This is a genomic window from Aquimarina macrocephali JAMB N27 (assembly GCF_000520995.1).
GTDB lineage: Bacteria > Bacteroidota > Bacteroidia > Flavobacteriales > Flavobacteriaceae > Aquimarina > Aquimarina macrocephali.
Genome location: NZ_JACA01000005.1, coordinates 152,491 through 173,896 on the forward strand (window position 1 = coordinate 152,491; position 21,406 = coordinate 173,896).

The 21,406-nt window shown below is 31.3% G+C and carries 19 protein-coding genes; all 19 read left to right on the plus strand.

All coding sequences use genetic code 11. The annotated features are described in order from the left end of the window. The first annotated feature begins 19 nt into the window (after nucleotides 1-19). The 19 genes from Z054_RS0105835 (at nucleotide 20) to Z054_RS0105925 (ending at nucleotide 21,192) form a co-directional block, all read left to right on the plus strand. Nucleotides 20-1,303 carry a nucleotide sugar dehydrogenase gene (locus Z054_RS0105835; RefSeq protein ID WP_024769144.1) on the plus strand — a complete coding sequence of 428 codons (1,284 nt, stop codon included), beginning with the start codon at nucleotides 20-22 and terminating at the stop codon, nucleotides 1,301-1,303. A gap of 52 nt (nucleotides 1,304-1,355) precedes the next feature. Next, nucleotides 1,356-2,876, plus strand: a complete 1,521-nt coding sequence (locus tag Z054_RS0105840) for a lipopolysaccharide biosynthesis protein (protein ID WP_024769145.1) — start codon at nucleotides 1,356-1,358, stop codon at nucleotides 2,874-2,876. Nucleotides 2,877-2,882: 6 nt separating this feature from the next. Beyond that, nucleotides 2,883-4,157, plus strand: a complete 1,275-nt coding sequence (locus Z054_RS0105845) for a hypothetical protein (protein ID WP_024769146.1) — start codon at nucleotides 2,883-2,885, stop codon at nucleotides 4,155-4,157. 8 nt (nucleotides 4,158-4,165) lie between these two features. Continuing rightward, the gene (locus Z054_RS0105850) at nucleotides 4,166-5,131 is read left to right on the plus strand and encodes a polysaccharide pyruvyl transferase family protein (RefSeq protein WP_024769147.1); all 966 of its coding nucleotides are present in this window, start codon (nucleotides 4,166-4,168) and stop codon (nucleotides 5,129-5,131) included. Nucleotides 5,132-5,155: 24 nt separating this feature from the next. After that, on the plus strand, nucleotides 5,156-6,115 hold the full coding sequence (locus Z054_RS29920) for a class I SAM-dependent methyltransferase (RefSeq protein ID WP_024769148.1): 960 nt from the start codon (nucleotides 5,156-5,158) through the stop codon (nucleotides 6,113-6,115). A gap of 78 nt (nucleotides 6,116-6,193) precedes the next feature. Then, on the plus strand, nucleotides 6,194-7,204 hold the full coding sequence (locus Z054_RS0105860) for an acyltransferase family protein (RefSeq protein ID WP_024769149.1): 1,011 nt from the start codon (nucleotides 6,194-6,196) through the stop codon (nucleotides 7,202-7,204). Nucleotides 7,205-7,235: 31 nt separating this feature from the next. Next, nucleotides 7,236-8,348, plus strand: a complete 1,113-nt coding sequence (locus Z054_RS0105865) for a glycosyltransferase family 4 protein (RefSeq protein WP_024769150.1) — start codon at nucleotides 7,236-7,238, stop codon at nucleotides 8,346-8,348. Beyond that, the gene (locus Z054_RS0105870; RefSeq protein WP_024769151.1) at nucleotides 8,345-9,460 is read left to right on the plus strand and encodes a glycosyltransferase family 4 protein; all 1,116 of its coding nucleotides are present in this window, start codon (nucleotides 8,345-8,347) and stop codon (nucleotides 9,458-9,460) included. The genes Z054_RS0105865 and Z054_RS0105870 overlap by 4 nt, the downstream gene beginning before the upstream one ends. Then, the gene (locus Z054_RS32625) at nucleotides 9,457-10,032 is read left to right on the plus strand and encodes a hypothetical protein (RefSeq protein ID WP_035090740.1); all 576 of its coding nucleotides are present in this window, start codon (nucleotides 9,457-9,459) and stop codon (nucleotides 10,030-10,032) included. The genes Z054_RS0105870 and Z054_RS32625 overlap by 4 nt, the downstream gene beginning before the upstream one ends. A 30-nt stretch (nucleotides 10,033-10,062) precedes the next feature. Further along, nucleotides 10,063-11,547 (plus strand): AMP-binding protein, encoded by a 1,485-nt coding sequence (locus Z054_RS0105880; RefSeq protein WP_024769153.1) that lies wholly within the window; start codon nucleotides 10,063-10,065, stop codon nucleotides 11,545-11,547. A 14-nt stretch (nucleotides 11,548-11,561) separates the two neighbouring features. Then, on the plus strand, nucleotides 11,562-11,804 hold the full coding sequence (locus Z054_RS0105885) for an acyl carrier protein (RefSeq protein WP_024769154.1): 243 nt from the start codon (nucleotides 11,562-11,564) through the stop codon (nucleotides 11,802-11,804). Nucleotides 11,805-11,812: 8 nt separating this feature from the next. Then, entirely contained in the window at nucleotides 11,813-13,261 is a 1,449-nt protein-coding gene (locus Z054_RS0105890) for an MBOAT family O-acyltransferase (RefSeq protein WP_024769155.1), read from the plus strand. A 3-nt stretch (nucleotides 13,262-13,264) separates the two neighbouring features. Then, the gene (locus Z054_RS0105895; RefSeq protein ID WP_024769156.1) at nucleotides 13,265-14,203 is read left to right on the plus strand and encodes a hypothetical protein; all 939 of its coding nucleotides are present in this window, start codon (nucleotides 13,265-13,267) and stop codon (nucleotides 14,201-14,203) included. A gap of 20 nt (nucleotides 14,204-14,223) precedes the next feature. Further along, on the plus strand, nucleotides 14,224-15,318 hold the full coding sequence (locus Z054_RS0105900; protein ID WP_024769157.1) for an EpsG family protein: 1,095 nt from the start codon (nucleotides 14,224-14,226) through the stop codon (nucleotides 15,316-15,318). A gap of 57 nt (nucleotides 15,319-15,375) precedes the next feature. After that, complete coding sequence (locus Z054_RS0105905; RefSeq protein ID WP_024769158.1) at nucleotides 15,376-16,266, plus strand: glycosyltransferase family 2 protein; 891 nt, start codon at nucleotides 15,376-15,378, stop codon at nucleotides 16,264-16,266. Then, nucleotides 16,266-17,408: a glycosyltransferase family 1 protein gene (locus tag Z054_RS0105910; RefSeq protein ID WP_024769159.1), complete on the plus strand. Its 1,143-nt coding sequence runs from the start codon at nucleotides 16,266-16,268 to the stop codon at nucleotides 17,406-17,408. The genes Z054_RS0105905 and Z054_RS0105910 overlap by 1 nt, the downstream gene beginning before the upstream one ends. Nucleotides 17,409-17,410: 2 nt before the next feature. Beyond that, on the plus strand, nucleotides 17,411-18,814 hold the full coding sequence (locus Z054_RS0105915) for a phenylacetate--CoA ligase family protein (RefSeq protein WP_024769160.1): 1,404 nt from the start codon (nucleotides 17,411-17,413) through the stop codon (nucleotides 18,812-18,814). Between the two features lie 18 nt (nucleotides 18,815-18,832). Then, on the plus strand, nucleotides 18,833-20,245 hold the full coding sequence (locus Z054_RS0105920) for an MBOAT family O-acyltransferase (RefSeq protein ID WP_024769161.1): 1,413 nt from the start codon (nucleotides 18,833-18,835) through the stop codon (nucleotides 20,243-20,245). A gap of 56 nt (nucleotides 20,246-20,301) precedes the next feature. Next, nucleotides 20,302-21,192, plus strand: coding sequence for a hypothetical protein (locus Z054_RS0105925; protein ID WP_152538479.1), 891 nt, complete (start codon nucleotides 20,302-20,304; stop codon nucleotides 21,190-21,192). The last annotated feature ends 214 nt before the right edge of the window (nucleotides 21,193-21,406 follow it).

Below are 21,406 nucleotides of genomic sequence, written 5' to 3' on the forward strand. Positions count from 1 at the left end.
TAGTAAATAAAGAATAACTATGCAAAATATTAAGATTGCCATCATTGGATTGGGATATGTAGGATTACCTTTAGCCAGATTATTTGCAACCAAATATCCTGTAATAGGTTTTGATATCAATGAAAAAAGAATCAAAGAATTACGTTCAGGAACCGATTCTACTTTAGAAGTAGAAGATGAGTTATTAAAATCAGTATTGAAGGATAATAACGATTTAGATGAAAACGGACTCTATTGTTCTTCTGATATAGAAGATATAAAAGGTTGTAATTATTATGTGATCACGGTGCCTACTCCTGTAGATAAAAATAACAGACCAGATTTAACACCTTTGTATAAGTCTAGTGAAGCTGTTGGTAAGGTATTAAAAAAAGGAGATATTGTTATTTATGAATCTACAGTATATCCAGGAGTTACCGAAGAAGAATGTGTTCCTGTACTGGAAGAAATAAGTGGACTGAAATTTAATGAAGACTTTTTTGCAGGATACTCACCAGAGCGAATCAATCCAGGAGATAAAAAACATACAGTTGAAAAAATCCTGAAAGTTACAGCAGGATCTACCCCTGAAATTGGGAAAAAAGTTGATGATTTATACGCTTCGATTATTACAGCAGGAACTCACCTTGCTCCAACAATAAAAGTGGCAGAAGCAGCAAAAGTTATCGAAAACTCGCAAAGAGATATTAATATCGCTTTTGTTAATGAGTTGGCTAAAATCTTTAACTTAATGGATATAGATACCAATGATGTGCTGGAAGCAGCTGGAACCAAATGGAATTTTCTTCCTTTTAAACCAGGACTTGTAGGTGGCCATTGTATTGGTGTTGATCCATATTACCTGGCTCAACGTGCGCAAGAATTTGGATATCATCCAGAAATAATCTTGGCTGGACGTAGATTAAATGATAGTATGGGACAATATGTATCATCAGAAGTAATTAAGCTTATGGTGAAACACGATATTCATATAAAAGGAGCAAAAGTATTAGTGCTCGGTGTGACATTTAAAGAAAATTGCCCCGATGTACGTAATACACGAGCAGTTGATGTTATTAGACAGTTAGGCGACTTTGGAACCAAAGTCACTGTATATGATCCATGGGCAAACCCCGCCGAAGTCATGCATGAATATAACCTGGAAACTACAATTGATTTACCAAAAGAAAAATACGATGCAGTGGTATTAACAGTTGCACATAAAGAATTTTTAGATATAGATTTAAAATCTATGCTTTCACCAAACGGTGTTCTATATGATGTTAAGGGAATATTGAAAGAAAACGTACACGGAAGATTATAATTGGGGAATCCAAACAGTAGCATAATAAAATAACAACTTAATACCAATTATTTTGAGCCAGTTAAAAAAAGGAGCGATATTAAATTATATCACAATTATTCTAATTAATGTGGTAGGACTGGTAATGACTCCTTTTATCTTAAAACACCTCGGGAAAGATGAATATGGCATTTTTATAACCATAGGTGCAATGGTTGGTACAATTTCTATTCTGGATTTTGGTCTTAACAATACAATAGTTCGTTTTGTCGCCAAATATAGAGCAGAGAAAGATAAAAAAGGAGAAGAAAACTTTCTTGCTACTACAATGATTATTTATTCTATCATATCAATATTAGTAGTTTTAATAGGTCTTGTGTTTTATACACAAATAGACTCTTATTTCTCCCAAATGAATCCAGAAGAACTTAGGATTGCCAAGATCATGTTCCTTATCTTGGTTTTTAACCTAGCTATTCGCCTCCCAGGAGGTTCTTTTACAGGTATTTGTTCAGGTTATGAGGCTTTTGTGTTTCCAAAAATGCTTAACATCACACGATATGTTTTAAGGTCAATTACAGTGGTCGGGATACTTTTATTAGGTGGCCGATCTATTGCGCTGGTGATTGTTGATACTATTTTTGGTTTAGGTGTGGTTGGGGTTACAGCGTTTTATACTTTTAAAAAGCTTAAAGTTCGATTTAAGTTGCATTCATTTAATAAAAACTTTATTAAGCAAATTTTAAAATATTCGTTTTGGATCTTTATTTTTTCATTGGTAAACTTGTTTCAATGGAAAGCTGGACATTGGGTTTTAGGAAGTATCTACCCACCAGAAATTTTAGCGATTTATGGTATCGGAATTACACTGGGAACTTATTATGGAGGGTTTTCTACAGCTATTTCTGGAGTATTTTTACCAAGAGCAACTCAAATGTCTGTAAACAATGCTTCTGGAGAACAATTAACAGATATGATGATCAAAATTGGTCGATTATCCTTTATTGTTTTGATGTATATTTTAATAGCTTTTATATTATATGGAAACCAATTTGTTCACCTTTGGGTAGGTAAAACATTAGGAAAAGAAGGAAGCTATCAATCATGGACAATCGCATTAATGATTATGGTCGCTTATACCTTACCACTGGTTCAACATTTTGGGAACTCCATCTTAGAAGCAAAAAATAAACTTTCTTTTAAGGCAGTGTTATATGTATGTTTTATGATTGTTGGTACAGCTGCAGGAGCCTTATTAGCAAGAGAATATGCTGCGATAGGTATGATAGCAGGTACTATGATTGGTTGGTTAGTAGTGCAAAATGTCATGAATTTTTATTATCACAAAGTAATTAAATTAAACATTTTTAGATTTTTTAAAGAGTTAGGCCACAAAACAATTCTGGTCTTAACCGTTGTTATCGCAATAGGGTATTGTATCAATTACATACCAGGAGAAGGGTGGCTCAATTTTATTTATAAAGGCACCTCCTATACAATTATATTCGGAATTTTAATGTATACATTCGGTATTCATGAATACGAGAAACGATTGTTTGTCAAACCCATAGTTTCAGTATTGAAACGAAAATAACGTATTATGGAAACACTAGAACTTAACCGTGTAGTATACTCTGATAAAGGAACCAAGATTAATTATGAATACGTCGTTTCAAACAATGTTCAAAAATATTTTACAAATGACGAATTTTTATATTCAAAATATCAGGTTGATGTTAGTAATATACCTTATAGTATTGCTGTAATTCCATTTTTATCTAACATTATGCCTATTGCATGGTTTGTTGGATTCGATGTTAAAATAGAAGAAGTGGATAAGGTTTTCTTGGAATCTTTGGAAGCGTTAAAACAAGAATTTGATAAACACCACCCGGATAAAGAATTGAAAGGAAGTTTGCAAGTTAAGAAGGTTGTTAATAATACTATTGATGGTGATAAAAACGGTCTGTTGTTTAGTGGAGGGTTGGATTCTTTTGAATCATATACTCGCAATTATGATTTGGACCCTATTTTGGTTTCTATTCATGGAGCAGACGTAGCTATTGACGATACAATACGTTGGAATGATTTTGTTCGATTTAATGAAGAAGAACAAATTGTTAAAAATGAAAACCTTTTTTATATAGAATCCAATTTGAGAGATTTTTATACCTATCAATTAGAATTGTTGGTGGATATAGGTTGGTGGGGAAAAATTCAACACGGGATGGCGCTTATTGGAGCAATAGCTCCGCTTGGATATCACAAAGGAATTAGCAAAATATTTATAGGATCTTCTAATACCGAAGAGATTAGTTTTGGATGGGGCTCGAGCCCAGAAATAGATGAAAAAATGAAATGGGCCAATAGTGCGGTGGTTCATGATGGATATCATTTACGTCGTACAGATAAGATAGAAAATATTGTTGCCTATTGTAAAGAAAATAATACATCCATTAATTTAAGAGTATGTTATTCTGAAAAAAGGGATGGATATAACTGTAATGTTTGTGCAAAATGCCAGCGAACAATTTTGGGATTGATTCTTTCTGGAGCTAATCCAAATGATTTTGGATTTATGACACCTTCAAATTTATACGAATTGGTATTGAATAATTTTAATGAAAATAATTCAATGACTGAAGGCTTAAAACATGAATGGAAATGCCTTCAGGAGAAAGCAACAGCAGTAGACGATTTTTTCGTTTTAGAAGATAAAGAACAGGAAAGTAAAAAAATAAATACGTTTATTAATTTGAATCTTAGTCAAATGATTAATAAACACTCAGAAAAAGTAAAAAAACAACAAAAAGCAAGGTTTATTATAAGAAATAAATTCCCTTGGCTTGTTAATCTTTATAAAAAGATAAAATAATAAAAAGTATGAAATACGGATTATTAACATATGCAGAGAATAATAGGTTTTTTAATGTTGGTGACAATATTCAAAGCCTTGCCGCAAAGCAGTATTTACCTCAGGTAGATGCTTTTATAAATAGAGAAAAACTGGGAGAATATGAGGGAGATCCAGTAAAATTGATCATGAATGGATGGTTTACGCACAATATCCATAATTGGGTTCCAACAGACAAGATTGATCCCGTTTTTGTGTCTTTTCATATGAATAATACAGCAGCTCCTGCAATGTTAAGTGAGAAAGGAATTGCCTATTTGAAAAAACATCAGCCTATAGGTTGTAGAGATAAGTTTACAGCAAAGACACTGCAAGAAAATGGAATAGATGCTTTTTTTACTGGATGTTTAACCTTGACACTAGATTCTTATAAAGTAGATGATTCTGAGCGGGGAGACGATATTTATATTGTAGATCCATTATATAATTACCCTAGATCCGAAAAAGTGTTTTATAATGCAAAACATACTGTAAAGAATATTCTTAACGGAACCGCTTTTAAGTTAGGTAAGAAGAACAAGCACCTAAAGAACTTTATAAGTAAAGAATTATTAGAATCTGCACATTTTATAAATCAAGAACCACCATCTAATTTATATACTGATGAGGAGAAGTTTGCAATGGCAGAAAAATTGTTAAATGATTATGCAAAAGCAAAATTGGTAATAACATCCAGAATTCATTGCGCCTTACCATGTTTGGCATTAGGTACACCTGTAATTTTTGTGAACGGTTTTGATAGTTTTGTGGATTCTTGTCGCTTTGATGGAATTCTTGAATTATTCAATAGAATTGATGTTAATAGTGAAACAGGAACGTTTACCGATAATTTTGGATTGAATGGAAAAGTGACCAAGGGTACTATGGTAAAGAATCTAGAAAAACATCATGAATTAGCAAACGCTTTAAAAGATAAAGTAGCAAAAAAATTATAGTTTTAAAAAGTATATCTGATCAGTATGAAAAGAATAATTAAGAAGTTTGTTAAAGAAGGGTTTTATAAAGCTCCGAGCAAAATGAAAAAAAATCATTTGGTGTTTTCTGAAGAACAAGTAAAAGCGTTAACTGCTTCTCTAGAGAAAAACTATCTAGATCGTGGAAATACTAAAAATAGATTGTCTGCAGAAGAATATAACAAAGCAATTAGCGGACAAGTTTTTGACCGCCTTGATTATAATAGAAACAGAATAGCACCATGGCTTAATAAAGTTAAGGATTTGAAAGGAGCTAGTGTTCTTGAAATAGGTTGTGGTACAGGTATTTCAACCTTGGCAATGATGGAACAAGGGGCTGTAGTTACTGGTGTAGATGTTGATGGTGGTGCGCTGGAAGTAGCAAAGGATAGATTGAAAATAGCAGGTTTTGAGCCTGATGTACATTTGGTTAATGGAGATGAGATTGGAGATCGTTTTGGAGATAAAAATTTTGATTATGTGATCTACTATGCCGTATTGGAACATATGACTGTTCAAGAACGATTAAAATCACTTGAACAAGCATGGAAAATGTTAAAAAAAGATGGTTATCTCGTTATTATTGAAACTCCAAATAGATTGTGGTACTACGATTCTCATACTGCTGCGATGCCTTTTTATGATTGGATACCAGATGACCTTGCCTTTTATTATTCAAAATTTTCGGATAGAGCAAATTTTAAGGATTCGTATCGTGAGTTAAGTGATGAAAATATGATGAAATTTTTACGATGGGGAAGAGGAGCAAGTTATCACGAACTGGAGGTAGCAATTGCTCCGCTTGACAATCTTAAAGTAGTAAGTAGTTTGATGAAATTTGAAAAAACTTCATTTTTTAAATTAGGGTTTAAGGGATTACGATATATACGATTTTTGAAATCATTGCATAAAAAATTGGATAAAGGTTTTTGTTATCCATATTTGGATATAATTATTAAGAAATAGAAAAAGGTTTCAATTAAAAAGGAAATGGAAAAAAGCCTGAGTAATAAATTAAATATTTTGACATTTTACCTAATCTTTATGGTGGTAATCTGCCATTCGTATAATGTAACAGGTTTAGGGATTGAAAGAAATAAAGATTGGATCTATTATATAGAATATTTGTTTGCTATAGAAATGACCAGGGCTTTTATAGGAATATTTTTCTTTATTTCGGGTTTTCTATTTTTCTATAATCATGATTTAAAAGTAAAAACGTTTATTGCAAAGCTAAAAAAACGATGTAAAACCCTTGTATTACCATATGTAATCTGGTGCGTGTTTTGGTTTTTTGTGATATATGCTATTCAATACATTCCAGAGGTAAGTCAATTTTTTAAAGAACGAATTCATGATATGCCCATATCAAAACAGATATGGTTAGCATTGGTAGAGCCTCTTAATTATCCTTTTTGGTTTATAAGAGAATTAATCTTTTATGTGTTTTTAACGCCTCTTGTTTATTTGGGGATTAAATATTTAAGAGTGTTTTTTTTACTTATTCTAGGAGGGCTCATCTTTATAGACCCGCCTTCAATATTATCTATAAATAATATAAATTTATTCCAGTTTTATGGCCTTTTTGTGTTCTCTTGTGGTGCATATGCCGCTATACATGGATTTAAATTAATTTCGCGTTTTAAAACCCCAGTATATGTTCTTATTTTATTAAGTTGGATAATTTGTCTTGTTCTTAACTTTAATATTAGAGAATGGTATGCAGAATCATTTTGGTTAACCATTGTTTTTAAAAGAATAACTATGGTTGTTGGTTTTATAACAATTTGGTGTTTATACGATCTTTTGGATCGCAAGTATAATTTTACAAACAAATCAATTTATGAATTCCGATTTTTTATTTTTGCCACTCATGGATTAGCTATTACCTACTTCACAAAAATCTATGTAAAACTAATAGGAGAAAATGATTTGGCTTTAATAGCGCTCTTTTTTATAACCCCACTGATTACAACGATCATATGTTTTGGTATGGGTCGATTAATACAAAAATTTACCCCAAAAGTATATCGCTTAATAACAGGGAGTAGATAATTAGATAGATATAAAATAACAGTTTAAGAATTTGATAAAACTACTATACATAACAAATAATATTAATGGACCTGGCGGACTTGAAAGAGTACTTTCTATCAAAGCAAGTTACTTGGCAGAGCATTTTGATTATGAAGTGCATATTTTGACTTTAAATCAAAAAGAAGTAAACCCTTTTTATGAGTTCAATTCCAAAATACAATACCATAATATCTATGTTTCGGGTAATCCAATAAATTATTTGAGAAAATATACCAAGGGACTTAATACGATGGTAAAAAAAATAAATCCGACCGTAATTTCTGTTTGTGATGATGGATTAAAAGGTTTTTTTGTCCCTTTGATTATAAAAAAACCATGTCCTATGATCTATGAAAGGCATGTTTCTAAAAACATAGAAAACCAACGCGGTAAACAATCCTGGCTTAATAAATTATCAAGCAATATAAAATTTGGATTGATGAATCTAGGAGGAAAGCACTATGATAATTTTATAGTACTTACAAAGGGAAACCTTAATGAATGGAAATTTAAAAAATTGAAGGTAATACCTAATCCTTTATCGTTTTATCCAGAAAAACAAAGTTTACAAACTAATAAAAAGGTACTTGCAGTAGGAAAACAAAGTTTTCAAAAAGGATATGATCGGTTACTTAAAAGTTGGAAACAAGTTGTTAAAAAACATCCTAATTGGACACTGGATATTTATGGAAAATATAGTGAAAATGAAGGCTTAGAAAAACTAGCTGATGATTTGGATATTTTGGATTCAGTACATTTTTATCCTCCGGTTAAAAATATAGGAGAAAAGTATCAAGAAGCTTCTATCTATACGATGTCTTCTAGATATGAAGGTTTTGGAATGGTATTGACCGAAGCAATGGCATACGGAGTGCCTTGTGTTTCTTATGATTGCCCTTATGGGCCTTCAGATATTATATCAGATGGAGAAGATGGAATTCTTGTAGAAAATCATGATATTGATAAATTTGCAGAAGCGGTTATTTATTTAATTCAGAATGAAAAAATAAGAATCGAAATGGGCAAAAAATCTAGAGAAGCTATAAAGCAATATTTACCAGAAAAAATTGCAATGCAATGGGATACATTATTTAAAGGTTTAATTAATTCTTCTTCTTTATGAAAATAGCTTTTATCATCGATCAAGTATATTTACATGGTGGTATAGAAAGAGTACTTTCTATTAAAGCTAATTATTTTGCATCTCAAAAAGAGCATGAGGTATATATTATTACTACAGAGCAAAAAAAACAAAATCCATGTTATTTATTTAATGATAATGTGATTTTTAAAGACTTGGAGGTTAATTACAATAGAAAAAAATCCTACTTTCATCCGGTTAATTTATTAAAATTGCCAGGTCATATTCGCAAAACTAGATCCGCGTTAAAAAAAATTAACCCTGAGGTTGTTGTGGTATGCAGCCATAGTGTCGATACGTATTTTGTTCCTTTTATTTTTAAAAATGTTCCAAAACTTAAAGAGTTTCATTACTCTAGATTTATTGAAAAGAATAAACGTACTTCTTCTTCCTTTTTTAAGAAACTGTTCTTTAAGTTTACAGATTATGTAGAAACAAAATATGACCGATTGATTATTTTGAATAAAGATGAATCCGCATATTATAAAAGCAATAATATCCAAGTAATTCCAAATCCATTAACCTTTTACCCCGATACAGTTTCTGACCTATCCAATAAAAGGTGTATTACTGCAGGAAGAATAGCTCCTGTTAAAGGATATGATATTTTAATAGATATCTGGAAAGAATTGAAAGAAACTGGGTGGAACCTTGATATTTATGGGAGTGGAGTTCCAGAATATGTTCAAAAATTACAAGGCCAGATTGATGAGCTTAATCTGGGAGATACGGTTACATTAAAAGGAAGTACAGATAAAATACAAAAAGAAATGTTGGATTCTTCTGTATTTTTGATGACATCGCATAATGAGTGCTTTCCTTTGGTGTTACTAGAAGCACAAGCTTGTGGTTTGCCAATTGTTTCTTTTGATTGCCCTTATGGCCCAAGAAATATTATAGATGAGACCACAGGAATATTAGTGACGATGTATGAAAATGAAAGATTTGCAGATCAATTAAAAGAATTAATGAATCAGCCAGAAACGATTGATCAAAAAGGAAAAAACGCACGAGATAATGCCGATAAATACCGTTTAGAAACCATTATGACACAATGGGAAACAATGTTTAATGATATAACATCTGTAGTATGAGGTCATTGATAATCAATATTTACAAAATTTTCTTAATCCCTCATTTGATTATGTATCATATGAGTGCCAATAAAGATTTAACAAATAAAGATATTGCACGCTGGGCATCTGCAAAGAATATAAAAGGAGGAAATGGTGCTTTATTGCTTAAGTTTCTAGCAGTTTCACCGGATTTTAGGTCAATATTCTATCATAGAAACCATGGAATGCTAGCAGCTATCCTAAATATATATTGTAAAAAAGAAAAATATTTTAGAATTGATATAAGCACAAAGCTCGGAGGAGGAATCCTTACAGGACATCCCTATAGTACAATCTTAAATGCCGATAGTATTGGCGATAATTTTTATGTAAATCATTTAGTAACTGTTGGCGAGGTTGATGGTAAACGCCCTACTATAGGAAATAATGTGTCTGTTAATACTGGGTCAATTATTATTGGCGATATTACAATTGGAGATAATTGTATTATTGGAGCAGGTTCCGTTGTGGTTAAAAGTGTTCCAGATAATTGTGTAGTAGTTGGTAACCCTGCAAAAATCATCAAAAAAGATGGAGAAAAGATAGCCTGAACAGTAAAATAAATTTGAAGTATCTAGAAAGTGAATCTGATTTTTGACATACAAAACTCTATAGAAAGACATTACAATTGTAATGCATTTTGTATTTCTCAAAGGTTCTATACATATAAAGAATTAGCACAAAAAATATCTGGGATACGTTCTGAGATTCAACGTAATATCCCTGAAAATCAAATCACCGTTGGACTTATTGCCAATGATGATATTGAGACATATGCAACGATATTTGCATTATGGTTAGAAGGAAAAGCGTATGTGCCTCTAAATCCTAGTTTTCCAGAAGAAAGACTCAAAATGGTTATTAAAATAGGAGCAATTGATTGTGTTTTTGATTCTTCTGAAACACCAATTTTTAATGATCAGAAAACTGTTTTGACCAAAATATTAGATGCTTCAGAAATTAACTTGAAACCAAAACAACTTTCAAAAGAAAATCTAGCATACATATTTTTTACATCAGGTACTACTGGCACACCAAAAGGAGTCCCTATTACTTTTGGTAATTTGGATGCGTTTACAGAATCGTTCTGGGCATTAGGATATCCAATAGAAAAAGAAGATAGATGTCTTCAAATGTTTGATCTTACTTTTGATTTATCGGTAATGTCATATTTGTGTCCTATTTTACATGGAGCTTGTGTATATACAATTCCAAAAAATGAAATAAAGTACAGTTATATTTTTGAACTGATGGAGGATCATAAATTAACTTTTACTCTTATGGTTCCATCGATATTACATTATCTAAGGCCTTATTTTGATGAAATAGACTGTCCAGACATGAAGTATAGTTTGTTTTGTGGAGAAGCATTGCCATTGGATGTTACGGAAGAATGGAGTCAATGTTTGCCTAACGCTACCATAACTAATGTTTATGGGCCAACAGAGTGCACTATCTTTTGTACAGATTATACCTATAAAAGAGAAGAAGAGAATAAAACCCATAACGGTGTGCTAACTATTGGGAAAGATATGCAGAATACGGAAACTATAATTATAGATACAGATGGTCATGAAGTTGCCGTTGGAGAACCCGGAGAATTATGTTTAAGCGGGGAACAACTTACTCCCGGATATTGGAAAAATGAAGAAAAAAACAAAGAAGCTTTTTTCTTTAAAGAATATAAAGGCAATACTGTTAGGTTTTACAAGACAGGTGATTTATGCTCAAAAGATAAGGTCGGAGATATTCTGTATTTAGGAAGAGTAGATTTTCAAGCAAAAATTCAAGGTTTTAGAGTAGAACTATCAGAAATAGAATTTCACGTAAAAGAAAAGTTGAATAAGACAAATGCCGTTGCAGTAACTTTTACAAATACTATTCAAAATACAGAAATAGGATTAGTGATCGAATCAGGGAAATTTGATCATAAAAATCTTTTGAATCATTTGAAAACAAAATTACCGGGGTATATGATTCCTACAAAGGTCAAATTTGTTCAAAACTTTCCTTTGAATACAAATGGTAAAATAGATAGAAACAGATTGATGACGTTGTTTGATTAAAATATTGTGATGTTATGGAAATACAGGTAATTAAAGATAAAATTGGCAAGGTTCTTACAACCGTACTGGAGCATGATAATTTTGAGATTCATGATGAACTCACAGCAACCGATGTGGATGGTTGGGATTCTTTATCTCATATGATGATTATTACCAAAATTGAAGAACATTTTAGTATTCGCTTTAAACTTAGAGAATTAAATAAATTAAAAAATTTAGGCTCTTTAGTTGCTTTAATTCAAAGTAAACTTAATTAAAGAATAACATGATTTTTAATTCCTTTAATTTTGTCGCTTTTGTCATCCCAGTATTGTTTTTGTATTGGTTGGTGTTTAAAAGGACAGCCGTATACCAGAACATCTGGCTTCTTATGACCAGTTTGTTTTTCTACGGTTGGGCAGATTGGAGGTTTCTATTACTATTAATAGCAAGCATAATAGTTAATTATTTTTTGGGATTAAAGATTTATGAAGCAGGTGATAATGACAAAAAAAGAAATTTGTTTTTGTATACTGGATTGGTTTTTAATGTAGGACTTCTACTATACTTCAAATATGTAAATTTCTTTTTTGAAGGATTTTATAATATACTTAATGTATTTGATGCTAACCTGAATTATGATACACTACAGATCTTATTACCGTTGGGGATTAGTTTTTTTACCTTTCAAACTTTAGGGTATTTAATAGATGTTAATAATGAAGAAATAGAACCAAACAAGAATTTATTAGAGTTTTCTGTGTTCGTTGCGTTTTTTCCAAAAATTCTATCAGGTCCTATAGAACGTGCTTCAGGAATGATATGGCAGCTTCAAAAAAAACGAGTATTTGATTATGATGTTTTTGTCGATGGTTTACGGCAAATTTTATGGGGATTGTTTACAAAAATAGTAGTAGCAGAAAATTGTGCAGTTCTTACGAATATCATTTTTGGAGACTATGAAAATCAACCAGCTAGTACCTTGCTATTTGGAGCATTTTTTTATGCGATACAATTATATGCAGATTTTTCTGGATATTCAAATATGGCGATTGGAGTAGGTAAGTTATTTGGAATTGAATTGACACGTAATTTTTCTACTCCATTTTTTTCAACCAACATTGCAGATTTTTGGAGAAAATGGCATATATCTTTAACTACTTGGATGATGGATTATGTGTTTACGCCCTTATCTTTTATTTTAAGACGATATCAAAAAAAAGGAATAATTATCGCTGTGTTAGGAACATTTGTTCTAGTGGGATTCTGGCATGGTGCTAATTGGACCTTTATTTCTTATGGATTATTACATGGGATATATTTTATACCATTGGTCTATTTTGGTAAAATGAGTACCTCGTATGCAGTAGCAAAAGATAAAAAATATCCAACGTTTATAGAAACTGGTAAAATGATGGCATTGTTTGTTCTCATTATGTTAACCGATGTTTTTTTTAGAGCAAACAATGTTTCAGAAGCATTTGATTACCTTAGAAGAATAGTATCCCCATCAATTATACATATTCCTGGAGCATTGATCAATGGCACTTCATTAATTGTACTATTATTAGTGATACTGTTTATAGTTGTTGAATGGATACATCGAGAAAGAAAACATGATTTTGAGATTAGTAAGTATCCTCTAATCATACGTTGGAGTTTTTATGTTGGGATTTTTGTGTTATTATTATTCTTTGGAAGAAGTGCAAATACGTTTATATATTTTCAATTTTAATAAATGATAAAAAAGGTATTTATAAAATTAGCTCTTTTCTTCTTCATTTGTTTGGGGATTGTTACTCTAGTGTTGATATATGCTGGTAACACTGTAGATTTTTTTTATGAAAAATTCACAACACCAGATGCAAGGTCTATGATCATTGGGGATTCTAGAAGTATGCAAGGTATACAACCAAGAGTTTTTAATACGTTTTTTCAAGATTCTGATGTGGAGCTACCTATGTTTAATTATAGTTTTACTATAGCGCAGGCACCAATTGGCCCTTTGTATAATAAAAGTATAGAGAAAAAATTAAATCTTACTACCAAAAATGGACTCTTTGTCATTTCTGTTACTCCATGGATGTTTGGTTCAGAAAAAGAAAATAATAATAAGGAAGGCGAGTTTAGAGAGAAAGGACAGCCACCTCATAATATGCAGTTTGTTAGTGTAAATCCTAATTATGAGTATTTTATAAAAAATCTTAACTTCTTCCATTTTAAAGGAGCGTTTAGAAAAAATACTATTTTGCATAAAGATGGGTGGCTTGAAGAACTTAATATATCAAAAGATAGAACTGTTTTTGACCAATGGAAGAAAAACCAAATAATGTCTTTGGAGAGAATGCAGAAAAAATACAAAGTATCTGATGTGCGTTTAAAAAACTTGGATAGTCTGATTAAAAAACTAAAACATCATGGAGAAGTATATGTTGTAAGAATGCCTATTGATTATGATTTTGTTGAAGTAGAGGAGCGGTTTTATAAGGGCTTTAATAGAGACATGGATTTAATAACAAAAAGTAACGATATTCCATATATTAATTTCAATACAATGAACAACCATCATAATTTTAAGACGTATGATGGTCATCATCTTGATAAAACAGGAGGCGCATATTTCAGTAAAGTTTTATGTGATAGCATACAAATGTATAGATCCAAAGGGCGTAATTAAAATAATTGATATTATAAGAAATGTTTGATTTCATTCCATTAGAACACTATTTTCCATTTTATATTAATATATTACTATTTCTTGTAATATTTACGCTATTACATACATTAATATTGAAAATTGATGACCCAAAAAATGTAATATTTATAAATGTTGTCGGGGTCATCATTCTTGTTTTTTTTATTCTATACCTAGGCCAACGACCAGTTAGTGGAAGGTATTTTGGGGACATGAGGACATACAATGGATATTTTCAATGGTATAAAAATGGAGGGGAAATATTAGGTACCAAAGATATTTTCTTTCATATGTACATGAAAAGCCTTTCTTATGTTGTATCTGGTCCCATGTTTTTTACAGTTTGCGTTGCCATTTATATGTTGCCAATGGCAAAGATTTCAAAAACCTTATTCAAGGATTATTGGTACTATGCTTTTTTGATGTTTATTGTTTCTTTTTCTTTTTATACATATGGCGTAAACGGAATACGTAATGGAGCAGCTACTTCTCTTTTTTTAATGGGTATAAGTTTTCATAGAAATAAAGTCATTATGGCAGTATTTTTTTTACTAGCTGTTTCTTTTCATAAAACTATGTTTTTGCCAATCCTAGCATATATCGTTACTCATTTTTATAACAACCCAAAAGTATTTTTAAAAGGTTGGTTGGCTTGTATTCCGCTATCTCTGGCGTTAGGTAGTGTATGGATAGCACTATTTAGTAGTCTTGGTTTTGCCGATGATAGATTATCAGGATATTTAACTGCAGAGGTAAAAGAAGGAACATTTGCAAGTACTGGTTTTCGATGGGATTTTTTGTTCCATAGTGCATTTGCAGTATTCGCAGGATGGTATTTTATTTATAAGAAAAAATTTGAGGATAAATTCTATTTTCAACTGTTCAATACATATCTAATATGTAATGGATTTTGGGTTTTGGTGATACGAGCCAATTTTTCAAACAGATTTGCGTATTTATCTTGGTTTATGATGGGATTAATAATTATTTATCCGCTTTTGAAACAAAAAATGTTTAAAAACCATCATTTTATGCTTGGTAAAGTAGTGTTAGCATATTTTTCATTTACGTATTTAATGTATTACATATATAAATGATAATGTGTTTTGAAGTATTTTGAGATGAATATTTAGGAAACAATAAAATGGGAATTAATGAAAACAATTACAGTATTTACACCTACATACAATAGAGCGTATTGCTTGCATAAATGTTACGATAGTTTAGTAAAACAATCAAATCAGGATTTTGTTTGGTTGATTATAGATGATGGCTCTACAGATGAAACAGAAGAACTAGTCGCTTCTTGGGTTAAAGAAAATAAAATTGATATCATATATCATTACCAAGAAAATCTAGGAATGCATGGAGGACATAATGCCGCGTACCGACTTACCGAAACTACCTTAAATATTTGTATCGATAGTGATGATAATATTGGCGAAGAGGCAATTCAAAAAATTATGGATGCTTGGGAAACCATAAAAGATAAACCTGAATATGCAGGTATCGTAGGGTTGGATGCAGATCCAGATGGTAAAATAATAGGAACCAAAATCCCCGAAACTATTAAACAGACTACTTTATATGATTTATATAATGTACATAAGGTTTTGGGAGATAAAAAATTGGTATATCGTACAGAGGTAGTGAAAAAATATCCTTCTTACCCCATTTTTGAAGGAGAACGTTTTGTCCCATTAGGGTATTTATATCAGCTAATAGATCAGGATTATACACTGCTACCGCTTAATGAAGTATTGTGTGATGTAGAATATATGCCCGATGGCTCAAGTCTTAATATCTTAAAACAATATAGAAGACATCCAAAAGGCTTTGCGTTTTCTCGTAAAAGCAGAATGAAATTGGCAAAAAACTTTAAAGACCGTTTTAAAAATACAGTTCATTATGTGTCTAGTGCTATTTTTACAAAAAACGGATCTTTTTTGAAAGAATCTCCCAAAAAAATGATTACGCTATTTGCAATACCATTTGGAGTGGCACTCAATCTATATATTAGATATAAAACAAAAGGCGAATTTTAATGGCTACAATACGAGTTTTACAAGTTTTTACTATCATGAATCGAGGAGGAGCAGAGTCCATGATTATGAATTACTATCGACAAATAAATCGAGACAAAATACAATTTGATTTTTTGGTACATAGAAAAGAAAAAGCTGCATTTGATGATGAAATTGAAAGTCTAGGAGGCAAAGTTTATCGTATGAACCCTATTAACCCTATGATGCCAGGATCATATTATGAACAATTACGGAACTTTTTAAAAGAACATAACGAGTATGCAATTATACATTCTCATTTAAATACCTTTAGTTGCTTCCCTTTAAAAATCGCAAAAGAATTTAAAATACCTTGCAGGATTGCACATGCTCATATTGCTATTGATGATATAAGTGTTTTTTCACTGTTTTCTCGTAAAGAGAGTATCAAAGAAACATTTAAGAAGTTGATAAAACTGCAGTTAAAAAAGAAAGTGAAAAAAGATGCTACACACCTGTTTTCTTGTGGAGAAAAAGCAGGGGATTGGTTGTTTGGTAGAGGTGCTTCGTATACAATGATGAATAATGCGATAGATACTAGTAAGTTTGTATATGAGGAAGCAATAGCTTTGGAATATAAAAAACAGTTTAAGCTTGAAGATACACTTGTTATTGGACATATTGGTCGTTTTGCCAGCCAGAAAAACCATGCTTTCTTGGTTGAAGTTTTTAATTCCTTGGTAAAAAAGAAACCTAATAGTGTATTGATGTTAGTAGGAGATGGTCCTTTACGTAAAGGAATTGAAAATGAAGTAAAAGAATTGGGAATTGCTGATAAGGTTTATTTTTTGGGAATACGAGCAGATATTCCTAAGTTATTTCAAATGTTTGATGCGTTTGTATTTCCTTCTTTTTATGAAGGACTTCCAGTTGCATTAATTGAAGCACAATCTGCAGGTGTAAAAATAGTAGCATCAGACACCATCACTGAAGAAGTACATTTGACAGAGGATGTTACGTTTCTTTCTTTGGAAAAATCAGCAACTGTTTGGGCAGAAACTATTTTGAAAAATGGTTCATCCCAAAAAAGTGATAATACCAATAAAATAATCAAAGGGAACTATGATATTGTTTCTAATACAAAAATGATAGAAGCCTTTTATACAAAACAAACCGTGATATAGCTATGGGCAAATTACAAGAAAAGATATACAATAGTTTACCATATCCTTTTAAGTTCTTATTGCTCAATGTAAAAGCATATCAGAATAGTAAGAAACGATATACCAAAGAATTTGATAAATTCCTAAAAGAATATATTGATTTATGGGATGCCGATGTGAATGAGATTAAAAAGTACCAAAAAGAAAGACTATCCTTGTTGTTGTCTGAAGCATTAGAATATTCTGATTGGTATGGCAAAATAATGAAGGATCTAGGTATAGAAAAAAAGGATATAGCAACAGATCCTTTTTCCGTATTGCGTAGCATGCCTATTCTTAAAAAATCAGAAAGAAAATCATATCCTGATCAAATTGTAAATACGAAACGTACTACCGATGGGATAGGTCATACCAGCGGTACCTCTGGAGCTCCTACTATTAATTATTTGGATACAGAGTCTATTAATCGCTCTTTCGCATTATGGCGTAGATTCCATCATGCTATTGGCTTGGACACAAAAAGAGTTAAGCAAGTTCGTTTTTCAGGAAGATTAATGGTAAAGCCCGATGTGCAAAAACCACCATTTTGGGTATATAACTATTTTGAGAATCAATTGTTGATGTCTACTTATCACTTGAAAGAAGAAAACCTTAAGCATTATATAAAAAAACTAAATGATTTTAAACCTATATTATTAGATGGGTATCCTTCTGCAATATATATACTTAGTAGATATATTAATGAAAATAACTATACGATAGATTTTACTCCAAAGGCGATTGCAGTAACGGCAGAAACATTATATGATTATCAACGATTCGAGATTGAAAAAGCGTTTAACTGTCATGTGTATAATCAATACGCTTCTAGTGAAGGAAGTCCTTTTATTACAGAATGTACCAAAGGGAATTTGCATCTCAATTTGGATTCTGGAGTATTTGAATTTATAAATACCCAAGGCAAAGAAGCAAAACCGGGAGAGGTAGCACAATTGGTAGTAACAAGTTTTACCAATTTAAAGACTCCTTTGATACGATATAATATAGAAGATACTGTGTTATTGGCTGCAGAAGGAAAAAGATGTGATTGTGGTTGTCCTATGCCAATGATTGAAAAATTAACAGGTAGAGAAGATGATATTTTATGGACCGAAGAAAAAGGATATATTGGTAGAATGGATACCGCTTATAAAGGATTAAAAGGTATAGTGCAAAGCCAAATTATACAGGAAAGCCCCAAAGAAATTGTAATTAATTTAATTGCAAATGAAGATTTTAATGCCGACATGGAAAAAATGTTACTACATAATTTTCAAGATAGATTGGGGACCAAAGTTGAATATCAAATTAATAAAGTAGATGATATTCCGTTAGGACCAAATGGTAAGTTTGATGCTGTAAAAAGAAATTTCTCAATTAATCTGTAATTCAAATTGTAATACCTCATGCTGTTTAACTCTTTTGAATTTTTAGCTTTTTTACCATTAATACTAGTGTTGTATTGGGGTATAGCTTATAAATATATTCAGCTTCAAAATGGGGTATTATTAATTGCTAGTTATATATTCTATGGCTGGTGGGATTGGCGTTTTTTATCATTAATAGGTCTAAGTACTTTAGTGGATTATTGTGTGGGTTTTGGTATATATAAGTCGAATACAAAAACTACAAAAAAGAGATGGTTATGGGGTAGTATAATTTTTAACCTAGGGCTGTTAGGTTATTTTAAATATTATAATTTCTTTGTTGATTCTTGGATTCAAATGTTATCTAATTTTGGTTATCAATCAGAAAATACGTGGGTCTTGCAAGTAATCTTACCGGTTGGAATTTCTTTCTATACGTTTCAAACAATGTCGTATTCTATAGATATTTACAGAGAAAAACTGAAACCAACCAAAAATTTTATTGCTTTCGCTGCTTTTGTATCGTTTTTTCCGCAATTGGTAGCTGGTCCGATAGAAAGAGCAACAAATTTACTTCCACAATTTTTGAACAAGAGAGAGTTTACACATAAGACCTTTTCGTACGGAATTAAGTTAATGATCTGGGGGTTCTTTTTAAAACTTGTGGTAGCCGATAGGGCTGCTATTTATGTAAATGCGGTCTATAATAATTTTGAAAGTCATGAAGGTTTAAGTTACATTGTAGCAACAGTTTTCTTTGCTTTTCAGATATATGGTGATTTTGCTGGATATTCATTAATTGCTATAGGGACTGCCAAACTTTTTGGGTTTGATTTGATGACCAATTTTAATAGACCCTATTTTTCTGCTTCAGTAAGTGAATTTTGGACTCGATGGCATATTTCATTATCCACTTGGTTTCGAGATTATGTATACATTCCGCTGGGCGGAAATAGAGTTGTAAAACCTAGATGGCTGTTTAATCTTTTTATTACATTTTTAATTAGTGGGTTATGGCATGGTGCAAATTGGACTTTTGTTATTTGGGGAGGGCTTAATGGTATATATCTTATTATAGAAGTACTTATTGGATCAAAAAACAGAAAAGGAATCCTTAATGTATTGATGACATTTATGTTGATTAATTTTGCTTGGATTTTTTTTAGAGCCAACACCATAGAACAAGCGTTGTCTATGATCAAAACTATCGTTACCTCGCCAGGAAGATTGTACATTGGTAGTGGAGATGATATTGCAGCTTCTATATATGCTGCAGTTGCCATTGCCATTCTAGTAATGGTAGAAATTAAAAAAGAATATTTTAACCAACTGTTTTCAATATCGAACAATAGACTTGAAATCATACGATTAGGCGGTTATGCCATTGTTGTATTTCTTATCCTATATTTGGGAGTCTTTGGAGAAAGTCAGTTTATTTATTTTCAGTTTTAATGAGAAACCTAAGTGCATATAAGACATCCTTTTTTAAGGTTATAAAATTTACAATTATGGTGCTTATTGTCGATTTTATAACGGGGAGTATTTCTCATAAAATATTCTATAGTCAAAAAACTGGTAAATATGCTAGAACTACACATGTCATTGAAGATTCCAATGCAGATGTAATGATATTTGGAAGCTCACATGCGCATCGTCATTATGTATCCGAAGTTTTTGAAAAAGAGTTAGGTGAAATATCTTACAATGCTGGGGCAGAGGGGCAACAGTTACTTTTTCATTTGGCATTGCAAGAGATGATTTTAAGCAGAACTGCTCCAAAAATAATGATATTGAATATAGATGATAGTTTTTTGTATCAATCACAAATCGCTTATGATAGACTTAGCGATTTACATCCTTATTATCATGAACATCATAAAATACTAAACCCTATACTAAGATTAAATTCTACTATGGTATGGCTTAAATTGTTTTTTAAATCTTATCAGAACAATTCTACAATTGTTCATGCTTTACGATATTATATTTCTCCACAGATCGATTATAAAGGATATCGCCCTTTGCAAGGTAAAATTGATCCAGAAAAGTTAGATCTACATGATGAGGTTTTAGTAAAAGAATATGCAGAAGAGATTGATGAGAATTTTGTTAAAGCCATAGAAGCGTTTATAATAAATGCTAAAGATCAAGATGTCCATCTATTATTCGTAACCTCTCCTTTATATAATGGAATAGAGTATTCTAAAAGCGAATCCTTTTTGAAAATTAAAGATATAGCACAAGAAAAAAATATACCATTGATTAATCTTTTTAATGACAAGCAATTCTATAACAAACCAGAATTGTTTCATGATCCTTCACACTTAAATGATACAGGAGCAAGGTTATTTACAAAACGGTTATCTGACTCTATATCAAAAATGGATTTTAATCAATAATAAATGATATAATATATTAATCATATCAAGAGGTTAAAAGAAAAAGAGGTTTTCAAAAAAATTGAAAACCTCTTTTTTATAAGTCTGGCAAGAATACCTTGCGCTCTTGGTGTCGGGATGTTTACAAATAAAAATGTATAGATATTATTTTAACCCGTTTTCTACATTAGAAAATCTATTTCATCTGTGAGTTACTGCAAATACCCTTCGTTAC